The following is a 23,441-nucleotide window of genomic DNA, read 5'->3' as shown; positions in this document are numbered from 1 at the left end:
GGTAAGACCAGCAGAGCTTTATGAGTACAAATTCACATTATCCAAACTTATTCGCACCGCTAGATTTAGGCTTTACAACTATCCGCAATAGGACATTGATGGGGTCTATGCACATTGGCCTTGAAGAAGAATCTGATGGCACTGAAAAGCTTGCCGCGTTCTATGCGGAAAGGGCCGCAGGAGGCGCAGGCTTAATTGTAACGGGAGGTGTTAGTCCCAATTTTGCCGGTTGGGTCGGGCCGTTTGCTTCACGTATGACCCGAAAATCCCACGCTCGCAAACATCAAGTCGTTACGGATGCTGTCCATCAACACGATGGAAAGATCTGTATGCAGATTTTGCATACCGGACGTTATGGTTACCATCCTCTTATTGTTGCTCCGTCGGCGCTAAAAGCGCCTATTAATCCGTTCAAGCCTCGCTCCTTATCTAAGTGGGGAATTAATAGTACTATCAAAGACTACGCTAATTGCGCGCATATGGCGCAGCTTGCTGGTTATGATGGCGTTGAGATTATGGGCTCGGAAGGTTATTTGATTAATCAATTTTTGTGTCCTCGAACCAACAAACGCACAGACGAGTGGGGCGGAACCTTTGAAAATCGAGCGAAGTTTGCTGTGGAAATCGCAAAAGCCGTTCGAGAAAAGGTAGGTGAAAAGTTCATTATCATTTTCCGTGTATCCATGCTGGATTTGGTAGAAGGCGGCAATACATGGGAAGAAGTTGTTCAGTTGGCGCAAATTTTAGAAAAGTCGGGCGTGAGCATCATCAACACCGGAATTGGTTGGCATGAAGCAAGGTTGCCGACTATTGCGACTATGGTGCCAAGAGGGGCGTTTACATGGGTCACAGAAAAACTGAAAGGCGAAGTATCCGTTCCATTGATTACGACCAACCGAATTAATACTCCAGAGATCGCTGAAAAAGCTTTGGCAGATGGGCACGCAGATATGGTTTCAATGGCGCGTCCGTTCCTAGCAGACCCTGAGTTTGTTAATAAAGCCGAAAAGGGTCAATCAGACAGAATTAATACATGTATTGCTTGTAATCAAGCGTGCCTTGACCATGTGTTTGAACAAAAACGAGCTTCCTGCCTAGTAAACCCAAGAGCGGCTTATGAAACAGAGCTGAACTTCCCTCTGACGAACCACAAGAAAAAAGTTGCTGTTGTGGGGGCTGGTCCTGCTGGTCTAGCATTTAGTTGTTATGCCGCAGAAAGAGGCCATGAGGTCCACCTTTTTGATAAAGCTAATGAAATAGGCGGGCAGTTCAACTTTGCTAAACTTGTTCCCGGAAAAGAAGAGTTTTACGAGACCCTGCGTTATTTTCAAAACCGTATAGAAGATACTGGCGTGAACGTGCATTTGGGCTCTGAGCAAAGTGCTGAAACATTAAAAGCTGGTGGCTTCGATGAAGTTGTTATTGCTACAGGTATTATTCCCCGTAAATTAAATATTCCGGGGATTGATCATGAAAAGGTGCTGAGCTACTTGAACGTATTACGTGACAGAGCCGAAGTTGGCAAGCGTGTGGCTATTATTGGTGCTGGTGGAATAGGTTTCGATGTTGCCGAGTTTTTGGCGGAAAAAGAATCGTTAAGCACAAACTTGCCGGAGTGGCTAAAGGCTTGGGGAATAGATACTCAGTACAAAGAGCGTGGTGCATTGTCTGAACCTAATATTCACCCGAGTGAACGAGAAATTTTCTTGTTGCAAAGAAAAGAAACAAAAGTCGGTAAAAATTTAGGTAAAACAACAGGCTGGATACACAGAGCCTCGTTAAAACTGAAGAAAGTGCAGATGATACCAGGAGTGTCTTACGACAAGGTTGATGATCAAGGCTTGCATATTTCCGTGAATGGCGAGCAGAAAGTGTTGGATGTTGACCATGTTGTTATTTGTGCGGGTCAGGAGCCGAACAGGGCATTATACAATGCCTTAGTCGATTCAGGTGTATCCACTCGACTTATCGGTGGAGCTGACGTTGCAGCAGAATTAGACGCCAAGCGCGCCATTCGTCAAGGAGCTGAGCTGGCTGCAATTATCTAACAGACTACAGCTTACTACCATCACCACCTTTAAAGCGCTCTCATATTAACGATGAGGGCGCTTTTTTATGCCTGTTACATTGGATACTGGGTTGATCAATTGACCGAGGATACTCGTTATGCCGATTTAGTAAATTATCAACCCAATCAATTGGTATTTGATATGAGCATAATGTTTCTAGTCCTGTGTCAAAACTTGGTATTGATTTTGTGCCTTATTCAAAATCGCTTTGCCATTCACAGAGAATCCCTTTGTATCTAGGTGTACAAGGGCAATTAACTTTTGGCATTCGTCGGTTCGTATTTTATCTGTTATTAACTGTAGCACGGAGGAGTGTGTGATTAGGGGGCGCATGGTGTTGTTCTAACCTATTTACCATAACCTTAAGTATTTCCTAATAAAGACAGCGTAAAACAACGATAAGAAGTAAACTGAAGAAAGCGAATTTGTACCGCTGATACACTTTGGTTTTGAGTTCTTAAATTGAGGAAAAATGGGCTGGTCAAGCATTTTCTAGCCTTATTCTTCTAAATCAGAAAAAAATATTTCCTTATCTGTCAATTAGTTAACCTTAACATCAGAAAAAATGTTACCGTGTGGAACCCATTCCACTTTATTTTTACTAAACTAATTAACGTCTAAGGAAAAAGACTCAACATATTAAAAAAGAATTGAATTAAGAATGAGGTGCGTAAAATGTTTATTAATGGTGCAGATCTAAGAAAAATGCGTTTGACTGCTGGTATGACTACTGTACAAATGGCTGAGTTCGCCAGCGTCAAGACCCGTAAAACCTACGAAAATTGGGAAAAAAATGTTGGTGCTCCTAGCATGAACCAATATTTGGCAATGGCAACAGCTTGTGGCTTTAAGCCTGCTGACTTGATCAAAATGTACGTTGATCGTAACGACGTTGAGCAAGAGCTAGACCTAACGACAGCAACTACTCGAAAGTAATTTCAGTAGCGTCTTGATAAGATTTGTCTCTTTACCTAGGTAACTTTTTATACTATTTTACACTGCGTAAAGATTTAGTGGTGTAGTTTGAGGGGAAAAGAGTTGCAAGCATTTAGTGGTAGAAAGCTAAAAGAAATGCGTAAAGAGTCGGGCTTTACCCAAGCAGAATTGGCTATTCGCTTGGGTATAAGCCGAGAAACCGTGATAGCAATTGAAAATGAACACCCTGGCACGATTGATTCTTTGGCCCTTGGTACATTGAAGAAGTGGTGGAAGGTTTGCAATCAAAGGATTTCTCAGCAGTCTCGCAATGATTTTGTCGAATATGTCAAAAACTTCCTAAATATCGTATAACTAAAAGCGCTTGTAAAGTTGTACTCAATAATCACTCCTAATATTAGCAAAAAAGTTGTTTTTATCACTGGACTCATCGCCTGTTGTATTGGCGTGTTTAGCTTTGGTAAACCACTTATATTCGACCGAATATATCTTGTCCTACTGCTGTGTGCTGCGGCATATAGCTATCATATTGATAAGAATATTTTCGGGATTTTTATCATCTTATCCTTAGAGCGAATATTCGAAGAAACCATGTTTATGCTTAATTCAGATGACTTAAGCTTCAAAATATTGGTTATTTGTCTCTGTGCCTTCGCTTGTTACAAACTCAAATACGACCGTATGATCTGGGTTGCTGTTGGGGCTCTGGTGTCATTATTGTTGGCAGAGGCCTACTGGCTTTATATCGGATATCAAACTCCTGCTATCTATTGGAGTTTCGTCATCTTATTTCAGAGCTTATTAGTCAGGCACTTTATCTTTTTCAGACCTGCAATTATGGAACGAAGGTTTCCTGAGTGGAAAGAGATTAGGTGGATTAACACTGATTGGCAGATTTATCAGTTGATGTTTGTGTTTGTTATCATCGAGTCGGCTCGGTTGCTTGAATATTACGTTCGTCATATATTCGGGTTCACGGATATTGTGATCGTGTATAACTTATACCCATATGCGGCCCAAGTCATTGCTTGTATCATCATCTGGATCATTTTGAATGAAACTGTACGGATGACGAGAGAAAGATATTTGATGGCGTAACCAACCGTTTTTCTTATATTTTTTCAAATAAAGTAATATTTTTTGATAATTATGGTGTGGATTATAATCCACATCTTTGTCTATATATGTGTATCACAATCCACATTGTCAAAAATGTTACGAGGAATTACGCATGAAAAATATGAAAACAACAGCAACTCTAATTATGGTTTCCGGTTTACTAGCGAGCACTTCAGCATTCGCAGGTGGCAGTAAGTCTGGTGGTGATCCAATTATCGAAGATCCAATTTTTGGTGAAACTTCTGCACCGGCTCCAAAGCCAATTCTTTTACCTGAGCCAGAGGAAGCGAATCAAAGTTTATTTGATCAATTGATGCAAAGCTTAAGCTTCTAATCGAAAGGTTTATCTCAAGTGCCCCTGTCTCTTCCAGGGGCACTCCCTCTATCCTACTGATATTATTAGCATTTATAATTCAATTCTCCCGCAAAAGTATCTATATCGCCTTAATGTAATAATTATTAACGTAAAAATTTAATAAATTATTGTCGCCTATATTTTTATCCTTATATACTGCGTCACTCAAAATTCTACTCTTATATAATTAAATATAATGAGTGAATCATTACTGAGGATGTTGGTAGGTGGAATGTGAAAGCAAAACCATCGATTCTCTGTCTGTGCAAATAGTTTTTTATATTGGAAGCAAAGAATGAATTTATCGGAAAAATACTTACCACTTCAAAACTTACTAAATAAAACAAACATTTTTGATGGGTTAGCCCCTCTTCTTCTTAGATTGTACTTAGCCCCAGTGATGATTCAGGCAGGCTGGAACAAATACTCCGCTTTTTCTGATACTGCCGCTTGGTTTGGTAATCCTGATTGGGGTTTGGGTCTTCCTATGCCGGGATTACTGGCTGCATTAGCCATTGCAGCAGAGTTGGTTGGCGGTGTTTTATTGTTGGTTGGGTTAGCAACACGTTGGGTCGCTATTCCATTGATGATAACCATGCTAGTTGCTGCGTTTTCGGTACACTGGGAAAATGGCTGGTTAGCCATTGCTGACGCGAGTAGTTGGTTGGCTGATGGCACTATTCTATACAATGAATCTATCATGAGCGCTCCCGATAAATTGAATGCGGCCAAGTCAATCTTACAAGAGCACGGGAATTACAACTGGCTAACGAGTAGTGGAAAGTTTGTTGTGCTGAATAACGGGATAGAGTTTGCAATGACCTATTTTATTATGTTGTTTTCACTATTTTTTACCGGTGGTGGACGTTTCACCAGCATAGACTACTTTTTGTCTAAGAAGTTCTTAAATAAATAAATCTATTAACAAGGTGCGCAGTCGTTATACGCGCACCTTGCACTTCCTCGTAGTTGAGCCCTTGCTGTCTATTCCGTTTTCAGTCATATTAGCTCTATCTTGTTTAGTGTTGTAATTCCATGAAAGCGTTAGACTTATTACTTGAAAGAAGCTCAAGCCCAAGATTACAGGAACCTGCGCCGGATGCAGAAGCGTTAAAAAATATCTTAAAGGCAGGCATACGCGTACCGGATCACGGTGGTTTAACACCGTTTAGATTTATTGTTTGTACCGGGGAAGGTTTAAAAAAGTTAGGTAATATTTTTGAAGATGTTGCCAAGCGAAGCCATTTATCTGAAGCTGATATTCTTCGAGCTCCAGAGCTCCCGTTGAGGGCGCCCATGGTTATTATCGCGGTTACTGACTATAAATCTCATCCTAAAATTTCGAAAGTTGAGCAAATTTGTACAACAGCTTGTTCTGTTCATTCAATGCAAATGGCAGCGTTAGCTCAATCTTATTCAGGTATTTGGCGTACTGGATACTATGCAACTAGTACATTGATGAAAGAAGCGTTATTTCTAAAAGAAGAAGATGAAATCGTGGGTTTCTTATATTTGGGAACACCGGTGGAAGGTAATGTTGCCAAACCTGAAAAAGATTATGACACATATGTAGACTTTTGGTCTTAGAGTGTCGCTTTTATGCAAATGTAATAGTATATTGTGTCGCAATGAGGAAAATAACTACCCCTTAGAACCAATATAGTAATAAATTGTTCATACATATGCAGATAAAGTTTAACAGTTTCTTATTTATCTAGGATATAATAATTACCTGTCGATAGATTTTTGTTATAATAGCTCGCAAATCGAACTTTAAAGGTACGTTGTTATGTTTATCACAGGTAATGATTTGAGAAGAATGCGCCGTAAAGCAGGTATGACTACCATGCAGATGGCGAAGTTAGCGGGAGTAAAAACCCGTAAAACCTACGAAAATTGGGAAAAAGACATCGGTGCACCTAGCATGAATCAGTTCTTGGCAATGGCAATTGGTTGTCAGTTTAATGCCATGAGGCTAGTAACTATGTATTTAGAGCGCCGTACTTTAGAAGATGAAGTCAATCTTACCGAAGCTCACCTCAAAAACTGAAGTCTTTTCATTTCTTGGGTATGTTTGTATAGCGGCCCTTGCGGTCGCTTACATGCGCTCCTCCACAATATTTATTCTTATCTTTCTGCTAGCCTGTATCTATTCTATTTATCAAAACAGGTATCACGTTAATATTGTTTCCTTGCTCACTATCTTATTGGGCGTTAAAACAGCAGAACTCACTATTCTTAAGCTTGTTCTTGATACCAGCAGTAGCTACGTTATTTTTTCATCGTTTTTTCTCGTTGATATTCCGGCTATTGTGTTGATTGCTTTGCGTGTCCCTTTATGCCGTTTTATTGAATTTAAGAGGCGAGGTAAGTTAGAGGATAAGAATCGTTTTGTTGTTACTAATGCCGATCTCCTTGTAGGCAAAATCTATATCACTTACTGCATTATTAACTTGCTTGCGTTGATAGAACACGCTTTTCGGCACCTAGAAGACTTTGGTTTCCCCGCAGATGCTGAATATACCATTTTTCTATATGAGAACTTTCGTGTGATTTGGAGTTATTACGAATATGTCAAACACACGTTAAATATTATAGAGTTCATTGCTGTTTTTGCGACAATATCCAGCTATATGCGGAGTGAGCGTATTCTTAAAGCGTAGTTCTACTGTTAGTCATTTACTCTTCTTTTTACATTTTACGATAAAAATATTTCACTATAGAAACACTTTTATACTAAATTGTTTGTAATAAAAGTCTCTTACAGGTAAATAAATAATACTTTTAGGGTGGAGATTTTAGAAGAAGGTGTCATAATGAATCTGAGGGTAAAAAATATACCCTCTAAATAACAGTGTATGGAGGAGCTTATGCGTCGATTCATAAAACAATTAGTTACTGTGTCTACGTTAGTGTCGTTGTTCGTGTTACCTGCCCAAAGTCATGCTGTAGAGTCTGAAATGTTGTCAGATTTTTGGAGTATATTTTTGGGTGATACAGCAGTCGGTTCGGATGGTGAATTAAGTTCAGGGGGGACGAAAGGAGACCCCATTCAAGGAGAGAATAGCAAAGATAATGACAAAACTTCAGGTGGGACCAAAGGCGATCCTATTTAAAGCCTTGGTTATTTAACTACTCGGAAGCTGGTGAAGACCGGCTTCCAATTTAATAAAATGCTTTGTCGTTACCTATCCGTTTACGTATTAAATACTCAATAGTTCTAACAATAGATAATAAGAAAATGTTTAAAAATCAACATTATTCTATTGTTGAATAACATATAGCTTATATGTTTTTGTAATTTATCTTTCATTAATACACCATCTAAATCGTGGAATGTGTAACCAATCAAAACAAAACCTAACAAAATGTTACACATCTTCAAGGCGGCGTGTTTCTGTAATAGGAAACAACCCTCAAACTTAACTAAGCTGTATTAAAGTTGTCATCATCATGTCTCGTAGTATATCTGTTGATTTACCTATCTAAATCCAGCCAAGCTGGTTTTTGAAATTACTTCCAAAAACAAACTGCTCTTTAGCGAATAATTCTATTATTCGCATTGGGGTGTTTTTTGTCCGTAGTTGTGATTTGACATGCATATTCAATATTACATGTTGGTTTACACCATATAGGTGATGCTGATGCACGAAGGTGCGCTTGGGGGGCCGAATAAAAATACTAACAACAAGTGTTGAAGGAATATAATGAAAACAAACCTCACATTAAGCGCTATTTCAATGGCGTTAGTTGGTGCATCGTGTATGGTGCAAGCAGCTTCGCTTACTCCGGTAGAAAATAGTGGGATCAATCAGAACGATAGCAAAGTTAACAAGTCTGCATTTTCAACTTGGTATCAAGCTGAACAAAGCAAAAAATTTGCTGCAAAAACCGATCAAATCATCGTCCGATTTAAGCAACAATCTACCTTAGAACAACTTAAGTCTGAGGCTAGCCAATCTTCAAAATCAATTAGCGCCTCTAGCAAAGCTTCTGGACAATCGCTTTTGTCCTCGTTGAGTGCATCAGCCGGTATGCCAATGTCCTTTGTTAAAGCAACATCTGCTGGTGAAGCTGTGTTGAAGTTCAAAGGGGCAATGTCGCATCAAGCAATTGAATTTATTGCTCGCGGAATGAAAAGTAATGCATTGATTGAATCCGTTGAAGCGGATGCTCGACGTTATCCGATGGCACAGAATTCGCCTTGGGGTTTATCAAGAGTACAAGCTGAACAGCTCTCCGATTCTGCATCTGGCAATATTACAGTTTGTATTATCGATTCTGGTTATGAAAGAGCGAACCCTGATCTTCCATCGGGTAGCAATGTTAATGGCACAAACGATAGTGGTACGGGCAATTGGTATCAGGCTGGCGGTTCTCATGGTACTCACGTCGCAGGTACAATAGCTGCGCTTAATAACAGTATTGGTGTTGAGGGAATTTTGCCAACGGGTAATGTGAATTTACACATTATCAAAGTATTTAATGAAGACGGTTATGCCTATAGTAGTGGCTTAGTTGAAGCTGTTGAAGCGTGTCAAGATGGCGGCGCAGATGTTGTTAATATGTCCTTAGGTGGACCAAGTGCAACTGCGTCAGAGCGCAATGGCATGCAAGCGTTAGCTGAAGATGGCATGTTACTGATTGCTGCGGCAGGTAACGATGGTGATTCAACGCACTCTTACCCGGCATCTTATGATTCTGTTGTATCTGTAGCGGCGGTTGATGAAAACAACCAGCACGCGAATTTCTCTCAATATACCAATCAGGTAGAACTATCAGCCCCGGGTGAAGCGATTTTATCGACGGTAGCAGGAGATGGTCGTCAAGGTTACTTAAGCGTTGGCTCTACTTCGTTTGGTGATGATCGCATTGTTCCTCACACTCGCTTCACGCCAAATGGTTCTAACTTTGAAGTTGATAATTATGATGGCAGTGTTACTGGTCAATTGGCAGCATGTAGCCGTTCGGGTAGCAGTTACAGTTGTGGCAATATGTCAGGCAAAATTTGTATTGCAGAGCGTAATGCAAACCAAGCTGGAAGTGATTACCCGGAAATCAACGCTGCGAAAGCGTGTGTTGATGCAGGTGCTTCTGGTGTCATCATTTACTCAAATTCGGCGCGTCCGGGGTTACAAAATCCATTCTTAGTTGATAGAGATGTTGACTTAGATGGTATTCCAACAGCGTCGGTTAATCGTACTTTGGGGCAAGAACTTCTTTCTTCAGTTGGCTCAAGCGCAACATTAAGTATTTTGGGTAATCGAGATTACGATTATTACAATGGTACATCAATGGCCACACCACACGTCGTCGGTGTTGCTGCACTAGCATGGAGTAATAATCGTTCATGTACAGCCTCAGAAGTCAGGCAAGCATTACGTTCAACGGCTATTGATTTAGATGTGGCCGGTCGTGACAACCGCACTGGGTATGGCCTAGTGCAAGCAAAAGCGGCTTCGGATTACATGGCAGATAACTGTGGTTCATCGAACGGTGGTGGAGATTCAGGCGGTGGAGACGATAGCAGTCTAACAAAAGGCCAAGCGGTTTCGGGTTTAGCTGGCGCGAAAAGCAGTCAAACTTACTTCACGTTTAGCGTACCTGCTGGAGCAACAAACTTAACGTTCAATTTGTCCGGTGGTTCCGGTGATGCCGACCTATATGTGTCTTTTGGTGGTCAACCAACAACAGGTGACTTTGATTGTCGTTCTTGGGCCAGTGGCAATACTGAAAGTTGCAGCTTTTCATCGCCTCAAGCGGGCACTTACCATGTTTTAATTAATGCTTATTCTGCCTATTCAGGTGCGGCATTAGTTGCGGATTACAGCGCCGCTAGTTCGGGTGGCGCAACGGGTAACACTGCTACATTAAACAACCTAAGTGGCTCTCGTGGCGAGTTCTTGAATTACACTTATACAGTTCCTGCTGGCATGTCTTCTTTAGAGGTGACAACGAGCGGTGGTTCAGGTGATGCGGATTTATATATTCGTTTAGGCCAAGCGCCAACAACGTCAAATTATGATTGTCGTTCAAATGGTGGCAGCAATTCAGAAGTCTGTACTTTCAATAATCCAACGCCGGGAACTTATCACATTGGAATTCGTGGTTATAGCTCATTCTCTGGGCTAAATTTGACAGCGAGTTATCAGCCTTAAGATACAGTTTTCAATCGAAAGATTAAAAACTTTAAAGACAAAAATGCCGGGGTCATCCCGGCATTTTTTATGTTATCAGTAAAAATCTAAGATTAATTTTGATAAAAACTTAATGCATGGCAGTAGCCACAGTTTAAGCTTTATTAAAGCAATGACAGCCTTTTATTCGCGAGTCTTGCAAAGAGTTCACAAATTGCGCTTGCAGATGAACCTAAATAAAAATGCCCTTCGTCGTACATGGTTACGTTAATCTTAGGTACGAAGAACTGTTGCCACATCCATAACTCTTCTTCAGGTACTTTTGTATCGTGAATACCACCGAGTACCGTCACTTCGCAAGAAAGTGGCTGGCTTAGGGTAGGGCGGTATAATTCAACAATGTTGATGTCGTTTCGCAATATCGGCGTGAGTAAACCAATGAGTTCTTGGTTACTGGCAATTTCTGGATGTAAACCACCCAATTCATCCAATTTCACGATAAATTCATCGTCAGAATAGTCTTTCCAACCTTGCATAGCGGGTAGATGAGGCGCTTTTCTGGCCGACGGTATAAAATGAAACGGGATAGGCGCGTTTTCACGGTGCAGGCGGAGTAAAAACTCATAAGCAATTAAGCCACCCAAACTGTGCCCAAAAATAATAAAAGGTTTGTTTAAATAAGGTTGAAAGTGCCGCCAAGCATCGTCAACGATCGCTAACATGGTTGGCATTAATCCTTCACCGAAGCGACTACCGCGTCCGGGTGGGGTATAAGCAAGAACTTCAATATTGTCAGGTAAATGGGATTTCCACCCCTGAAAGGCATTTGCGTTTCCTCCAGCAAAAGGAAACGCAATAATACTAATGTCTTTTACAGAGTGTTCGTTGCTAACAATACGTGTTATTGCTGGAGTTCCTGTAAGCACAACTTAATCCCTATTCCTAATAATTAGCGCTACCAGTTGCTCGTGGGAATGGAATTACATCACGAATGTTTTGTACGCCTGTGACGTATGATACAAGGCGTTCAAATCCCAAGCCAAAGCCAGAGTGAGGTACTGTGCCGTAGCGACGCAGGTCTCTATACCAATTATAATCTTCAGGATTCAGATCCATTTCTTCCATACGCTTATCAAGCTTATCTAAACGTTCTTCACGTTGAGAGCCACCAATGATTTCGCCAATACCCGGAGCAAGTACGTCTAAACAGGCCACGGTTTTGTCATCTTCATTCATGCGCATGTAAAAAGCTTTAATGTCTTTCGGGTAATTTTGCATGATAATTGGCGCACCAACATGCTCTTCAGCTAAGAAACGCTCGTGCTCAGAAGCTAGGTCGATACCCCACTCAACCGGGAACTCAAACTTTTTGTCGCTGTTCATAAGGATGTCGATAGCATCGGTGTAATCCATACGCACAAAATCTTTGTCGATAACTTGCTGCAAGCGGGTGATAACCTCTTTATTAACACGTTGCTCGAAAAACGCCATATCGTCGGCACGTTCTTCCAAAACGGCTTTAAACACGTATTTCAACATGTCTTCTGCGAGCTGAGAGATATCGTTCAAGTCGGCGAACGCCACTTCAGGTTCAACCATCCAAAACTCTGCTAAATGACGGCTGGTGTTTGAGTTTTCAGCGCGGAATGTAGGACCAAAGGTATAAACCTTCGACATAGAACAGCAATAGCTTTCTACATTAAGCTGCCCAGATACGGTTAAGAAGGTTTCTTTTCCGAAAAAGTCTTGACTGAAATCGACATTGCCTTCATCGGTCTTCGGTAGGTTCATCATGTCGAGTGTCGATACACGGAACATCTCGCCAGCACCTTCGGTATCACTTGCTGTGATAATCGGCGTGCTGATCCAATAGTAGCCCCGTTCGTGAAAGAAGCGGTGTAACGCTTGTGACAAACAATTGCGAACACGAGTCACGGCGCCAATAATGTTAGTGCGAGGACGTAAATGCGCGTGTTCTCTTAAGTATTCAATGCTATGGCGCTTAGCTGCCATTGGATAAGTGTCTGGGTTTTCTACCCAGCCAAGCACGTCTACTTGGGTTGCGTCAATTTCCAGTGCCTGACCTTTACCTTCTGAATTTTTAACTGTGCCGACGACAGCCACTGAGCAGCCCGTTGTAAGGCGTTGCACTTCGTCATAATTGGCAACGGAATTTAATACAATGGCTTGAACAGGGTCAAAGCAGCTACCGTCATGAACGGCAAGAAAAGACAAACCTGCTTTTGAATCTCTACGGGTACGAATCCAACCTTTTACTGTGATAGATTCGCCTACGGCATATTTTCCAGCTAATACATCAGCGATCGTGGCGTGAGCCATTTATTGCTCCAAAATTTAGTTGTTCTGGTTAGTCCAGATAGGATGATATGAATTGGTGTAATCTTACTTACCCAGTGATAAGAAACAAGCAAAAACAGCGCGCTTAGTTTGAAAATCGTTGCAAGGTTTCAAAAATCGCAGTAGTTAGTTGATTGATTTGCTCGGTTTGCGCAATAAAAGGCGGCATCACGTACACCAGTTTTCCGAATGGACGAACCCAAACGCCTTTTGACACAAACTGTTTTTGCAATGTGGCTACATCAAATGCGGTTTTGGTTTGTACTACGCCAATCGCGCCCAATACCCGCACATCATCCACGCAGCTCAGCTCAGCGCAAGCTTGTAAACCCTGCTTTAATTCAGATTCAATACGTAAAACCTGATGCTGCCATTCGCCGCTTTCCAATAAAGACAAACTGGCGTTGGCAACCGCACAAGCAAGCGGATTACCCATAAACGTTGGGCCATGCATAAACACGCCAGGCTCACCTTGGCACACACCCATTGCTACATCTTCGGTACACAAGGTTGCTGCAAGGCTCATATAACCGCCGGTTAACGCTTTACCTAAACATAAAATATCAGGAGAAATATCCGCGTGCTCGCAGGCGAAAAGCTTGCCGGTGCGCCCTAAACCTGTAGCAATTTCATCGGTAATCAGCAGCACATTATATTGGTCACATAATTGGCGACAGCGTTTTAAATAGTTGGGGTGATAGAAACGCATACCGCCAGCACCTTGCACGATAGGCTCTAAAATAACCGCTGCAACTTCATGATGATGTTGTTGTAGCAGCTCATCTAACGCGAGCATTTCATCATCGTTCCATAAGGCGCCAAACTTGGTTTGTGGTGAAGGGGCGAAAATTTGCTGGGGCAACACGTTTTTAAACAGACTGTGCATGCCATTAACAGGGTCGCACACCGACATCGCGTTTAAGGTATCGCCGTGATAACCGTTCCTTGGCGCAATAAACTTACATTTGTTCTCACTGCCTTGACACGCCCAATATTGAATTGCCAACTTCATGGCAACTTCAACCGCAACCGAACCAGAATCGGCTAGAAAAACCCGCTCTAAACCTTGCGGAGTGATGTTAATTAACGATTGGCATAAAGAAATAGCGGGTTCATGAGTCAGCCCACCAAACATCACATGAGAGAAAGCGTCTATTTGCTTTTTGGCGGCGGCATTTAAGGTTGGATGATTATAGCCATGAATAGTTGACCACCACGACGACATGCCATCTACCAATTGAGTGCCGTCTTCCAATTCAATATGCACACCACTGGCACCAACAACCGGATAACACGGTAATGGATGCGTGGAGGAAGTATAAGGGTGCCAAATATGCTGTTGGTCGAAGTGAATATTCATGGTTAAAAAATGCTCAAATGTAAACTTTGTGTAAGTTGATTAAGTTGACAAGCCAAAGTGGCGCAATAGACTAGCAAGCAAAAATCAATTGTAAAGGATAAAGCGCCATGTCCGCCAACATTCGACACGACTGGAATATTGCAGAAGTTAACGCCTTATTTGCCATGCCGTTTAACGATTTATTGTTCAAAGCCCAAAGTATTCATCGGGAGCACTTTAACCCCAATGAAGTGCAAGTGAGCACCTTGTTGTCGATTAAAACGGGCGCCTGTCCTGAAGATTGTAAATACTGCCCGCAAAGCGCGCGATATGATACCGGCTTAGAGCGCGAGCGTTTAATGCAAGTCGAGCAAGTGTTGGAACGTGCTGCCGATGCCAAAAAAGTCGGCTCTACGCGTTTTTGCATGGGGGCCGCTTGGCGTAACCCTAAAGAAAGAGACATGCCATACCTCGTGCAAATGATTGAAGGCGTGAAAAAAATGGGGTTAGAAACTTGTATGACCCTTGGTATGTTAACCCGCGAACAAGCACTACAACTAAAACAAGCGGGGTTGGATTATTACAATCATAACCTTGATACGTCCCCAGAGTTTTACGGCGACATTATTACCACACGCACTTATCAGGATCGCTTGAATACATTGCAGAATGTGCGTGAAGCGGGCATGAATATTTGCTCTGGCGGCATTGTTGGCATGGGTGAGGGCGTGTCGGACCGTTCTGGTTTATTAGTGCAATTGGCTAATTTAGATCCTCAGCCGGAAAGTGTGCCTATCAATATGTTAGTAAAAGTCGAAGGCACACCCATGGACTCCTTAGAGGACTTAGACGAGTTTGAGTTTATTCGTACTATCGCTGTGGCGCGTATTCTCATGCCAAAATCTTATGTACGTTTGTCTGCTGGTCGTGAAGAAATGAACGAACAAACCCAAGCGTTATGTTTTATGGCAGGTGCGAATTCCATTTTCTATGGTTGCAAGCTGTTGACCACTTCGAATCCAGATACCGACGAAGATGTACAACTTTTCAGAAAACTCGGCATCAACCCAGAGAGAACCCGTGACTATTCCGATGAAGCGCATGAGTCCTTGCTGATGGACGCGCTGCAAGATAAAGAACAAGAAAAAGCCAACGAAGACGCACTTTTCTACAACGCAGCGGTTTAATCGCGATAACGGGTTAAGTAGCGCGAGCGAATATCATGGCGTTTTCTCATTTACAACGTGCTTTGCAGGAGCGTGAAGCGCAAGCTTTATTGCGTCAAGAACACCTAGTTGCTTCCTATGAGCAGCAGTTTATTCGTGTGAAGGAAAAGCAATACTGTAATTTTTCAAGCAACGATTACTTAGGCTTAGCGCAGCTAGAAACGCCAGCGAGCTTGCTCAACCACACAAAAGGCAGCGCGAGCTCCCCATTAGTGACGGGATATTCCGAACAGCATCAAGCGCTTGTCGACTACCTAGCGCACCACCTAAAGCGTGAAGCGGTGTTACTTTTTAACTCTGGCTTTAGTGCGAATAACGCCATTGCCAGTGCGCTTAGCTCCCCTAACCAAAGTCCTCAAATGTGCATTTTGGCAGACAAGCTGGTTCATGCCTCCATTATTGACGGCGCGTTAGCCAGTGGCGCGCAATTTAAGCGCTTTCGCCATAATAGCGTGGAACATTGCCAGCAATTGCTTACACGTCAGCAACAATTGCAGCCAAATACCGATGTTTTAGTCATGACAGAAAGCGTGTTTAGTATGGATGGCGACAAAGCACCGATTGCTGAGTTGGCTCAACTGAGCTTAAACAATCATGCATGGCTAAGCGTGGATGATGCCCACGGTTTTGGTGTGCTGGGTGAAAATGGGCTGGGGATTACAGATCAGGGGTTTTCTCAACAAGAAATTCCTGTGTTGATGGGAACCTTCGGCAAAGCCATCGGTACAGGTGGTGCGTTTGTCGCAGGAAGCCATGTATTCATTAATTACTTAAAAAACTTTGCCCGAGAATACATTTATAGCACCGCATTTTCGCCATTTCATGCCAGTCTTACCTTACATCACTTGCAGCAATGCTATCAGCAGTCTTGGCGTCGAGAAAAACTTCATCATAATATCCGTACTTTTCAAGAAGTCATTGCGCCCATTGCGGATGCTTATCAACTGGTAATTTTACCATCGGATACTGCCATTCAGCCTTTAATTATTGGTTGTCCTGAAAAAACTATGCAGCTTGCGTTGGCGCTTAAACAAGCTGGTTTTTGGGTGACGGGAATTCGTTATCCAACGGTGCCACGTAATACTGATCGCATTCGCTTTACGTTAACTTCACAACATACGGTTGACAATATTCAAACGCTAGGCAAAACCCTCGCTCAAGTGTTAGCTGCTAACGCTAGAAATGGGTAAGGCTAATATGATGAATTCACAACAGGTTTCGTTAAAGCAACAAATTGCAAAACAGTTTAGTGTGAATGCATTGCAGTACGATACTAAAGCCAAAGTACAGGCGGAAATTGGAGCGGATGCGGTTGGCCTTTGGGGCAAACATCATTGCGATACCTTGCTCGACTTAGGTTGCGGAACCGGGAGCTTAACTCAGCAGTTAAAGCCTTTTAGCAAGATGAGCATTGGCCTTGATTTGTCGCTGGGGATGCTGACGTTTGCACAATCTCGTACGAAAGGCGTTCAATGCGCAAATCAGCCGACCCAAATCAATTGGATTGCCGGCGATGCGGATGACTTACCGTTGCAATCAAACAGCGTTGATGGGGTATTTTCGTCAATGGCATTGCAATGGAGCGTTAATATTGGCCAGTGTTTAGCCGAGATTTATCGCGTGTGTCGCCCGAACAGTAAAGTTTTGCTTGGCATCATGAGCCAAGGTTCATTGCATGAATTGCAAGCCTGTTGGCAAGCGCTCGATAGCGCGCCGCATATCAATCGTTTTTTACATTCTCAATCGCTTTTAGATTATGCGCTAAGTGCGGGGTTTCGAGGGCAGGTTATTGAACGGCGGTATCAAAGTTGGCATAACTCAGTTCGGGACACTATGCATTCTATTAAAGACATCGGCGCGGGCATTGTTAGTGAAAAGCGCCAAATAACGCGCCTGAATAAATCTCGTCTTGCACAGATGCAGGGCTACTATGAGCAGCACTTTTCGCAAAACGGCTGGCTACCGCTGACCTATCAACTAAGTTTTTTGGAGTTGTATAAATGAGCGCGTTTTTTGTTACCGGAACCGACACCGAAGTTGGCAAAACCTATGTATCGAGTTTGCTGTTAAAAATGGCATCTGAGCAAGGATTACGTAGCGCTGGTTTTAAACCCATTGCATCCGGTTGCCAACAGACCGCAAAAGGCTTAGAAAATGAAGATGCGCTGGCGTTGCAAAAAGCCAGCTCTATTCCGCTGAACTACAGTGAAGTCAATCCGTTCTCATTTGAACCCGCTATTGCTCCGCATATCGCTGCCAAACAAATGCAAGTAACACTGTCTTTCGAAGCGATTTATCAGGCGTATTTAACCCTGAAAAGCAAACAAGCCGACTTGCTCATTGTTGAAGGCGCTGGCGGTTGGCGTTTGCCACTAGGAGATGGGCACTTTTTGTCCGAATTTGTTCAGCATGCACAGTTGCCCGTTATTTTAGTCGTGGGGATGAAATTAGGATGTTTAAACCATGCTAAGTTAACAGAAGAGGCCATAACGCGAGACGGTTTGCAACTGGCTGGCTGGGTTGCCAATCACATCGATCCCCAGATGCATAACCAAGCCGACAATCTTGCATCCTTGCATGACATTTTAGACGCGCCTTGTTTAGGTGTCGTGCCTCATGGTTCTGTTCAAAACAGCATTGAGGCAACAACCAATACGCTATCTTTGGATTCTTTATCTCGGTTTCAGAAGATTTAAAACAAGGGCTAACAGGCTAGCAATTCTGCGAGCATCGCGTCGTTTGCAACCACTTTTTGCTCACCTGCTTTAAACACAAAACTCTCGCCTTCACCAACAAGGCTGTAGTTTCCTTGCGATGCTTTTAGTCCAACACCTTCGGGGATTGCCAATATCGGCATTTCAGGGTTCACCACCATAAATTCCGCGAGTCTTTCTGCGCGAGTTTCGCCATTGTGTCCCGGCGGCTGATAATCGGTAAAATGTGGGTTAATTTGAAAAGGTACTAACGCTAAAGCGGTGAAAGATTCAGGCTCAATAATCGGCATGTCATTGGTGGTACGAATACTGTTGCCTGCGACGTTAGAGCCTGCGCTCCAACCAACGTATTTCATGCTCAGTTTCACTTTTTCACGAATGCTATTCACCAAATTAAACTGATACAAGCAGTGCAACAAATGAAACGTATTGCCACCACCGACTAATATCGCATCTGCTTGCTGAATGCCCTCCAAAGGCTGTTCCCATTCATGCAAACCTTTAATGCTCAGTTCGGGCAATGCATTTTGCACTTTTTTAGTGTAGTCATTGTAGGACATCGTCACACCGGCATAGGGTACAAATACAATGTTTGTGCAGTCTGACAAATGCGTGTAAATCGCGTTTTGTGCGGTTTCTAAATAATCTGAATTACCTGCTCTTGAACTACTCAGTAATAATAAATCCATGATCTTCCTGTTACTTATTGTGGCGAATCGTAAAGTGATGCCAATTATAAAGTAGACAGTGCTAAAAGCGACACAGAAAGCCTGAAAATACAAACGCTTTGAAGAGAAAAACAAAATAAAGTAACTGAATTGAAGAAGAGTAGGAGAGGCGGGAAGTGTACATCCATGTACGGTGTGTGAGTTTAGCAGCCAAGCTGACTAGACAACCCTCCTGTGCGTGTTTCAACTGCACTTTCTCTGAACGATGGCATGGAAGGCATAATGTTGAGCCCTGCGCGTTGCTCGACTTCATCAATCGTTACTTCCTTGTAACAGTAGTTGTCCGAGCGTCCGCTAGTTTGCTGCATGATGAAAGCTGATGCGTTTACATAGCCTCCAGAAGAAATAGTAGCTACTACTTTGAAGTAGCCGGAAGGCACGGTATGACCTTCGTTCGCACGAGGCAAAGTGGCGAAATAGTATTCGTATAAAGGGCCGGTAATGACATAAACATTTTGACCTGTTCTTACGTAGCTTCTTACCGCATTTTCTAATTTAACCCAAGGGCCTTGGTTTAATTCTGAACGTTGAGGCGTAATGTTAGATAAGTAATTGGTATCTGCCCAGTAGCTAGTGTTACTGAAGCTAGCAAGAGGTACTTGATGGCCTCTGTCTGTACCGATAACTGCATGGGCATCAGTATAATCGCTTGGCTCTAACGTGTAACTGCTAGAAATCGCAGGATCGGCTTTCCATGTACGAGAACGACTTGGCCCGTCAATAGTGCTTGGTTTAACTTGATATGCAGTCCAATCAGCGAACTTAGTGGAGCGATCGTTACTTAACGTGTAAATCGCGCGGTTTACAACTGTATTACTTGAAGACGCGCCAGTCGGGCAGCCATAAGTGCCGCAATTGTTTGTGTTTGCGGCAGCCGGTGCAGCGCTCAAGAGGCTTGTTGTTGCGAATAGTATCGAGATTATCGAGTTTTTCATGGTAAATACCTATTGTTGGTTAAAAAAATTCAAACCTGTATCTACCATGAGTGTTTTACATATTTATTAAAAAAGCGAATAAAAATTCAACCAAATAAGGTAAGTTATTACTAAAAAGGCACTAATTGGACTAAATATATCCTAAAAATACACAACGATTAGGGTTTACGACCTCCTTCAAGGTGAGTGGCAACTGAGTACCTTAATGCTGATAAGGCGCCATAATGTTGTGAATATACGGAGTAATCCCTGCAAAAAAGAATTCCACTGCAATCAGCATCACAATGAGTCCCATTACCCGCATCATCACTTTACTGCCACTGTTGCCCAGCAATGACATGAGTTGACGACCATAAATAAAGGTGAGTGCTGTGAGTACAGACACAATGAAAATACTTAAAATCACTTCGCCTTTATTGACCCAATCTGCTGCTTCCTTATAAAACAGAATAGCCATTGTAATCCCGCCGGGGCCGGCAATAAGAGGAATACCTAAAGGAGCAATAGCAATATCAGATCCGTATTCGGTTTCGGTTTCGCTTTCTTGTTTTTTGGGCACCGTTTTTCCGCGCAGCATTTCATATCCCATAATAAAAAATAAAATGCCGCCAACTACTTTTAAGCCACTGACCGAAATACCAAAAAACTCGAAAATCCATTCACCTAAACAACCAAATAACACCAATGCAATAAATGCTGTAAGTGAGGCTTTAATGGCCACTTTCTTTGATAGTTGAGGAGAAAATGATTCCGTCATAGAAATATACAACGGTACGCTACCAAGGGGGTTGATCATGGTGTAAAACGACGTAACCAGAAACAATATTTGCTCTAACATATTAAAACGACTCAATGTTAAAAAGTGGGGTGCTGTACAAGAAGGCGCGAAGGTATAGCAATGTGTGAAGTAAGTCTAGTTGAAGTGCAAAGGTTGCCACGATTCTGTTTCAATAAAACGTTAGTCGCCTGTTTGTAAACCAGTAATGTTTATTTTACAGGGGAAGGCAAAAACACATTTAATCTCAACCCGAATGAGTGTTAAAATTTCCCCTTTTTGAAAAATGAGCCTTGTTGAGCCATTCAAGCCCAAGTTTATCAAGTGTGAGTCCAACTTGTGCGAAACTATCGGGCGCTGTGCAAGGGGCATTGTAACTAGAATGCTGTATACCTTAGGTATTCACCGCTATTAAAGGTTTAATGAAATGAAATACGATGTTTTTGGAATTGGCAACGCGTTAGTTGACATGGAATTTAAAGTGAACGAAGCGTTCTTAGATGAACACAAAATTGAAAAAGGCTTGATGACCTTAGTAGAAGAAGAGCGTCAATTTCAAATAGTCAAAGCATTGTCTGACCAAGATCAGCACGAAGTTAAACGTCAATGCGGCGGTTCAGCGGCAAACACCATGATTGCCATTTCTCAATTCGGTGGTAAATCTTTCTATTCTTTTAAAATTGCCGATGATGACATGGGGCATTTTTATCTAGATGACATTAAAGAAAATGGCATTGGCACCAAAAATAAAACGGGTCAATTAGCGGATGGTGTTACAGGGAAATGCATCGTAATGGTGACGGAAGATGCAGAGCGCACAATGAATACCTACCTCGGCATTACTGCTGCACTGGATGAAGACCAAATCGACGAAGAAGCACTACAAAATTCGGCATGGGTTTATGTAGAAGGCTACTTAGTTGCAAGTCCAACAGCGCAAGCTGCGGCTGTCAAAACCTTAGCGCTGGCGAAAAAACACGGCGTAAAACGTTCGGTTACCATGAGCGACCCAAACATGGTTAACTTCTTTAAAGACAACATGAAGCAACTTATTAGCTTCGACTTAGACTTGCTGTTCTGTAACGAACAAGAAGCCCTCGATTTCACAGGTAAGTTTGAAATTAATGAAGCGCGAGAAGAATTGAAGAAGTTTGCCAAGCACTTCGTGATCACATTGGGCGATAAAGGCGCGGTGATTTGGGATGGCGAGCAATACATCAATATCGCCTCTCACAAAGTGGAAACGTTGGATACCAACGGTGCGGGCGACATGTTCGCAGGTGCTTTCTTATACGGTATCAACAATGGTTTAAGTTACGAGGAAGCGGGTAATTTAGCGAGCTTGGCAAGTGCAAAAGTCGTTTCTCAATATGGCCCACGTTTAGAATCGGAGCAAGTGAGCGAAGTGAAAAAACAGCTAGCCTAAATTATAAGCGTTAGTGAAAAGAATAAGCGGCCCTTCGTTGGGTCGTTTTTGTTTCTGATGACTAACGACTCAACTCAATGGCGAAGCGTAAACATAATCAACTTTACTTTAGGCTTGGAAGAATATGGCGGGATCAGAAAAAGTCGAACTTGGCGTTGGCATCATTTTGCAAAACTCACAAGGTGAAATCTTAATGATGCGCCGAAAGTCAGCGCACGGGCAGGGCAGTTATTCCATTCCCGGTGGTTCGGTTGATGCCGGAGAAGGCATTCAAAGTGCCGCACTACGGGAGCTTGAGGAAGAAACGGGCTTACAAGCGGCAAACCTTGTGTTCCTTGGCGTAACCAACAATCTGAAAACTTTCAAAAAAGAAGGGCGTCATGTTGCGTCAATTATCTTTTACAGCTCTGTATTCACGGGCACTTTAGCGCTAAAAGAGCCAGAAAAACACGATTTGCTCGGATGGTATGCTTTACAGGCATTACCTTCGCCTCTGTTTGAGGCTAGCGAGTTGGCCCTTGAACTTCTTCATAGCGTCCCAACCTCTTTTTATGACACAAGTTTAAACCTGTTAAAGGAACCGACTTAAACGGCGGCGCGATTTTTTAAAGGTAAACTAAGCTTCTAAATAGCTGTGTTTAATTGTCAGTCACCCATAGAGATTTATCGCAAACTCGCCGTGGATACTTCCATGTAGGCTCCACAGCCGCTTCCCTGCGGCTGAGGGTTTGCTCCTAATTCTCTACAGGTGACTGATAGTTTGGAACAGGTATTTAATCATGTGGCTCACTTAGTTGCTTATGAGTAAGCGCCATTTGTAACTCGTTAAAAGTAAGAGGAACCGAAATGACTGATATTGATATAGGAATTAACTCTGAAAATAGAGAAAAAATTGCAGAAGGACTGAAACGTCTTTTGGCCGATTCTTATACCCTGTATTTGCAGACGCACAATTTCCACTGGAATGTTACCGGTCCACAGTTCCGTGAATTACACTTGATGTTCGAAGAACATTACACCGAACTAGCGGTCGCGGTAGACGACATTGCCGAACGTATTCGAACCCTAGATGTACCTGCACCGGGAACCTACAAAGAATTTGCAAGGTTAAGCTCCATTGAAGAAGTGGACGGCGTGCCCAGTGCCGCAGAAATGGTCGACTTACTCACAAAAGGCCATGAGCAAGTGGTAAGAACCGCTCGTGAAGTGCTAAAAATGGCGCAATCTGCGGATGATGAATCCACCGCTGCACTGGTTTCCGACCGAATGCGTATCCACGAGAAAACATCCTGGATGCTACGCGCAACACGCAAATAACTGAATA

At 42.6% G+C, this 23,441-nt stretch carries 24 protein-coding genes; 18 read left to right on the top strand and 6 right to left on the bottom strand.

The window, feature by feature from the left end; genetic code table 11:
• Positions 1-20: 20 nt before the first annotated feature.
• The 11 genes from HJG39_RS01115 to HJG39_RS19375 all read left to right on the top strand — a co-directional run bounded on the left by HJG39_RS01115 (position 21) and on the right by HJG39_RS19375 (position 10,637).
• On the top strand, positions 21-2,048 hold the full coding sequence (locus HJG39_RS01115) for an NADPH-dependent 2,4-dienoyl-CoA reductase (protein ID WP_268405754.1): 2,028 nt from the start codon (positions 21-23) through the stop codon (positions 2,046-2,048).
• 696 nt (positions 2,049-2,744) lie between these two features.
• Positions 2,745-3,005, top strand: a complete 261-nt coding sequence (locus HJG39_RS01110; RefSeq protein ID WP_268405751.1) for a helix-turn-helix transcriptional regulator — start codon at positions 2,745-2,747, stop codon at positions 3,003-3,005.
• Positions 3,006-3,107: 102 nt separating this feature from the next.
• Positions 3,108-3,359: a helix-turn-helix domain-containing protein gene (locus HJG39_RS01105; RefSeq protein ID WP_268405748.1), complete on the top strand. Its 252-nt coding sequence runs from the start codon at positions 3,108-3,110 to the stop codon at positions 3,357-3,359.
• Between the two features lie 18 nt (positions 3,360-3,377).
• Positions 3,378-4,103 (top strand): hypothetical protein, encoded by a 726-nt coding sequence (locus tag HJG39_RS01100; RefSeq protein ID WP_268405745.1) that lies wholly within the window; start codon positions 3,378-3,380, stop codon positions 4,101-4,103.
• A gap of 133 nt (positions 4,104-4,236) precedes the next feature.
• Positions 4,237-4,458: a hypothetical protein gene (locus HJG39_RS01095; RefSeq protein ID WP_268405741.1), complete on the top strand. Its 222-nt coding sequence runs from the start codon at positions 4,237-4,239 to the stop codon at positions 4,456-4,458.
• A gap of 316 nt (positions 4,459-4,774) precedes the next feature.
• Complete coding sequence (locus HJG39_RS01090) at positions 4,775-5,395, top strand: HvfX family Cu-binding RiPP maturation protein (RefSeq protein ID WP_268405738.1); 621 nt, start codon at positions 4,775-4,777, stop codon at positions 5,393-5,395.
• Positions 5,396-5,514: 119 nt separating this feature from the next.
• Positions 5,515-6,066, top strand: a complete 552-nt coding sequence (locus tag HJG39_RS01085) for an NAD(P)H nitroreductase (RefSeq protein WP_268405735.1) — start codon at positions 5,515-5,517, stop codon at positions 6,064-6,066.
• 202 nt (positions 6,067-6,268) lie between these two features.
• Positions 6,269-6,529, top strand: coding sequence for a helix-turn-helix transcriptional regulator (locus tag HJG39_RS01080; RefSeq protein ID WP_268405733.1), 261 nt, complete (start codon positions 6,269-6,271; stop codon positions 6,527-6,529).
• Positions 6,530-6,581: 52 nt separating this feature from the next.
• Complete coding sequence (locus HJG39_RS01075; protein ID WP_268405730.1) at positions 6,582-7,142, top strand: hypothetical protein; 561 nt, start codon at positions 6,582-6,584, stop codon at positions 7,140-7,142.
• A gap of 207 nt (positions 7,143-7,349) precedes the next feature.
• Entirely contained in the window at positions 7,350-7,595 is a 246-nt protein-coding gene (locus HJG39_RS01070; protein WP_268405727.1) for a hypothetical protein, read from the top strand.
• A gap of 591 nt (positions 7,596-8,186) precedes the next feature.
• The gene (locus tag HJG39_RS19375) at positions 8,187-10,637 is read left to right on the top strand and encodes a S8 family serine peptidase (RefSeq protein ID WP_326849231.1); all 2,451 of its coding nucleotides are present in this window, start codon (positions 8,187-8,189) and stop codon (positions 10,635-10,637) included.
• 143 nt (positions 10,638-10,780) lie between these two features.
• Here HJG39_RS19375 and HJG39_RS01050 read toward each other — a convergent pair whose 3' ends face one another.
• The 3 genes from HJG39_RS01050 to bioA all read right to left on the bottom strand — a co-directional run bounded on the left by HJG39_RS01050 (position 10,781) and on the right by bioA (position 14,334).
• Entirely contained in the window at positions 10,781-11,542 is a 762-nt protein-coding gene (locus tag HJG39_RS01050) for a thioesterase II family protein (RefSeq protein ID WP_268405724.1), read from the bottom strand.
• A gap of 16 nt (positions 11,543-11,558) precedes the next feature.
• Complete coding sequence (asnS, locus tag HJG39_RS01045; RefSeq protein WP_268405721.1) at positions 11,559-12,956, bottom strand: asparagine--tRNA ligase; 1,398 nt, start codon at positions 12,954-12,956, stop codon at positions 11,559-11,561.
• A gap of 103 nt (positions 12,957-13,059) precedes the next feature.
• Entirely contained in the window at positions 13,060-14,334 is a 1,275-nt protein-coding gene (gene bioA / locus HJG39_RS01040) for an adenosylmethionine--8-amino-7-oxononanoate transaminase (RefSeq protein ID WP_268405719.1), read from the bottom strand.
• A 107-nt stretch (positions 14,335-14,441) separates the two neighbouring features.
• Here bioA and bioB point away from each other — a divergent pair, with 107 nt between their 5' ends.
• Genes bioB through bioD form a run of 4 tightly spaced genes read left to right on the top strand, consistent with a single transcriptional unit; the run spans position 14,442 to position 18,235 of the window.
• A complete protein-coding gene (bioB, locus tag HJG39_RS01035) occupies positions 14,442-15,500 on the top strand; it encodes a biotin synthase BioB (protein ID WP_268405716.1) in 1,059 nt (352 codons plus the stop codon).
• Positions 15,501-15,535: 35 nt separating this feature from the next.
• The gene (locus HJG39_RS01030; RefSeq protein ID WP_268405713.1) at positions 15,536-16,729 is read left to right on the top strand and encodes an 8-amino-7-oxononanoate synthase; all 1,194 of its coding nucleotides are present in this window, start codon (positions 15,536-15,538) and stop codon (positions 16,727-16,729) included.
• 7 nt (positions 16,730-16,736) lie between these two features.
• Positions 16,737-17,543 (top strand): methyltransferase domain-containing protein, encoded by an 807-nt coding sequence (locus HJG39_RS01025; protein ID WP_268405711.1) that lies wholly within the window; start codon positions 16,737-16,739, stop codon positions 17,541-17,543.
• Complete coding sequence (gene bioD / locus HJG39_RS01020) at positions 17,540-18,235, top strand: dethiobiotin synthase (RefSeq protein ID WP_268405709.1); 696 nt, start codon at positions 17,540-17,542, stop codon at positions 18,233-18,235. Before HJG39_RS01025 ends, bioD begins: the two co-directional genes overlap by 4 nt.
• An 8-nt stretch (positions 18,236-18,243) precedes the next feature.
• On the opposite strand, the gene pepE is transcribed toward bioD, so the two are convergent.
• The 3 genes from pepE to HJG39_RS01005 form a co-directional block, all read right to left on the bottom strand.
• Positions 18,244-18,942, bottom strand: coding sequence for a dipeptidase PepE (gene pepE, locus HJG39_RS01015; protein WP_268405706.1), 699 nt, complete (start codon positions 18,940-18,942; stop codon positions 18,244-18,246).
• 182 nt (positions 18,943-19,124) lie between these two features.
• Complete coding sequence (locus HJG39_RS01010; RefSeq protein WP_268405703.1) at positions 19,125-19,916, bottom strand: DNA/RNA non-specific endonuclease; 792 nt, start codon at positions 19,914-19,916, stop codon at positions 19,125-19,127.
• A gap of 202 nt (positions 19,917-20,118) precedes the next feature.
• The gene (locus tag HJG39_RS01005) at positions 20,119-20,754 is read right to left on the bottom strand and encodes a MarC family protein (RefSeq protein ID WP_268405700.1); all 636 of its coding nucleotides are present in this window, start codon (positions 20,752-20,754) and stop codon (positions 20,119-20,121) included.
• 364 nt (positions 20,755-21,118) lie between these two features.
• On the opposite strand from HJG39_RS01005, the gene HJG39_RS01000 reads away from it, so the two are divergent.
• The 3 genes from HJG39_RS01000 (at position 21,119) to HJG39_RS00990 (ending at position 23,434) form a co-directional block, all read left to right on the top strand.
• Entirely contained in the window at positions 21,119-22,117 is a 999-nt protein-coding gene (locus tag HJG39_RS01000; protein WP_268405697.1) for an adenosine kinase, read from the top strand.
• A 124-nt stretch (positions 22,118-22,241) separates the two neighbouring features.
• The gene (locus tag HJG39_RS00995) at positions 22,242-22,706 is read left to right on the top strand and encodes a nucleotide triphosphate diphosphatase NUDT15 (protein ID WP_268405695.1); all 465 of its coding nucleotides are present in this window, start codon (positions 22,242-22,244) and stop codon (positions 22,704-22,706) included.
• Positions 22,707-22,963: 257 nt separating this feature from the next.
• On the top strand, positions 22,964-23,434 hold the full coding sequence (locus tag HJG39_RS00990; RefSeq protein WP_268405692.1) for a Dps family protein: 471 nt from the start codon (positions 22,964-22,966) through the stop codon (positions 23,432-23,434).
• The last annotated feature ends 7 nt before the right edge of the window (positions 23,435-23,441 follow it).

The organism is Alteromonas sp. a30 (assembly GCF_026788005.1).
Taxonomy (GTDB): Bacteria; Pseudomonadota; Gammaproteobacteria; order Enterobacterales; family Alteromonadaceae; genus Paraneptunicella.
The sequence above is the reverse complement of the archived record's forward strand: the minus strand, read 5'-3'. Positions and strand labels throughout refer to the sequence as shown.

Excerpts from the sequence above, each read along its gene's own strand:
- HJG39_RS01115 (WP_268405754.1), top strand. The coding sequence starts at position 21 with ATGAGTACAAATTCACATTATCCAAACTTATTCGCACCGCTAGATTTA.
- HJG39_RS01110 (WP_268405751.1), top strand. The coding sequence starts at position 2,745 with ATGTTTATTAATGGTGCAGATCTAAGAAAAATGCGTTTGACTGCTGGT.
- HJG39_RS01095 (WP_268405741.1), top strand. The coding sequence starts at position 4,237 with ATGAAAAATATGAAAACAACAGCAACTCTAATTATGGTTTCCGGTTTA.
- HJG39_RS01090 (WP_268405738.1), top strand. The coding sequence starts at position 4,775 with ATGAATTTATCGGAAAAATACTTACCACTTCAAAACTTACTAAATAAA.
- HJG39_RS01085 (WP_268405735.1), top strand. The coding sequence starts at position 5,515 with ATGAAAGCGTTAGACTTATTACTTGAAAGAAGCTCAAGCCCAAGATTA.
- HJG39_RS01080 (WP_268405733.1), top strand. The coding sequence starts at position 6,269 with ATGTTTATCACAGGTAATGATTTGAGAAGAATGCGCCGTAAAGCAGGT.
- HJG39_RS01075 (WP_268405730.1), top strand. The coding sequence starts at position 6,582 with ATGCGCTCCTCCACAATATTTATTCTTATCTTTCTGCTAGCCTGTATC.
- HJG39_RS01070 (WP_268405727.1), top strand. The coding sequence starts at position 7,350 with ATGCGTCGATTCATAAAACAATTAGTTACTGTGTCTACGTTAGTGTCG.
- HJG39_RS19375 (WP_326849231.1), top strand. The coding sequence starts at position 8,187 with ATGAAAACAAACCTCACATTAAGCGCTATTTCAATGGCGTTAGTTGGT.
- asnS (WP_268405721.1), bottom strand. The coding sequence starts at position 12,956 with ATGGCTCACGCCACGATCGCTGATGTATTAGCTGGAAAATATGCCGTA.
- bioA (WP_268405719.1), bottom strand. The coding sequence starts at position 14,334 with ATGAATATTCACTTCGACCAACAGCATATTTGGCACCCTTATACTTCC.
- bioB (WP_268405716.1), top strand. The coding sequence starts at position 14,442 with ATGTCCGCCAACATTCGACACGACTGGAATATTGCAGAAGTTAACGCC.
- HJG39_RS01030 (WP_268405713.1), top strand. The coding sequence starts at position 15,536 with ATGGCGTTTTCTCATTTACAACGTGCTTTGCAGGAGCGTGAAGCGCAA.
- HJG39_RS01025 (WP_268405711.1), top strand. The coding sequence starts at position 16,737 with ATGATGAATTCACAACAGGTTTCGTTAAAGCAACAAATTGCAAAACAG.
- bioD (WP_268405709.1), top strand. The coding sequence starts at position 17,540 with ATGAGCGCGTTTTTTGTTACCGGAACCGACACCGAAGTTGGCAAAACC.
- pepE (WP_268405706.1), bottom strand. The coding sequence starts at position 18,942 with ATGGATTTATTATTACTGAGTAGTTCAAGAGCAGGTAATTCAGATTAT.
- HJG39_RS01010 (WP_268405703.1), bottom strand. The coding sequence starts at position 19,916 with ATGAAAAACTCGATAATCTCGATACTATTCGCAACAACAAGCCTCTTG.
- HJG39_RS01005 (WP_268405700.1), bottom strand. The coding sequence starts at position 20,754 with ATGTTAGAGCAAATATTGTTTCTGGTTACGTCGTTTTACACCATGATC.
- HJG39_RS01000 (WP_268405697.1), top strand. The coding sequence starts at position 21,119 with ATGAAATACGATGTTTTTGGAATTGGCAACGCGTTAGTTGACATGGAA.
- HJG39_RS00995 (WP_268405695.1), top strand. The coding sequence starts at position 22,242 with ATGGCGGGATCAGAAAAAGTCGAACTTGGCGTTGGCATCATTTTGCAA.
- HJG39_RS00990 (WP_268405692.1), top strand. The coding sequence starts at position 22,964 with ATGACTGATATTGATATAGGAATTAACTCTGAAAATAGAGAAAAAATT.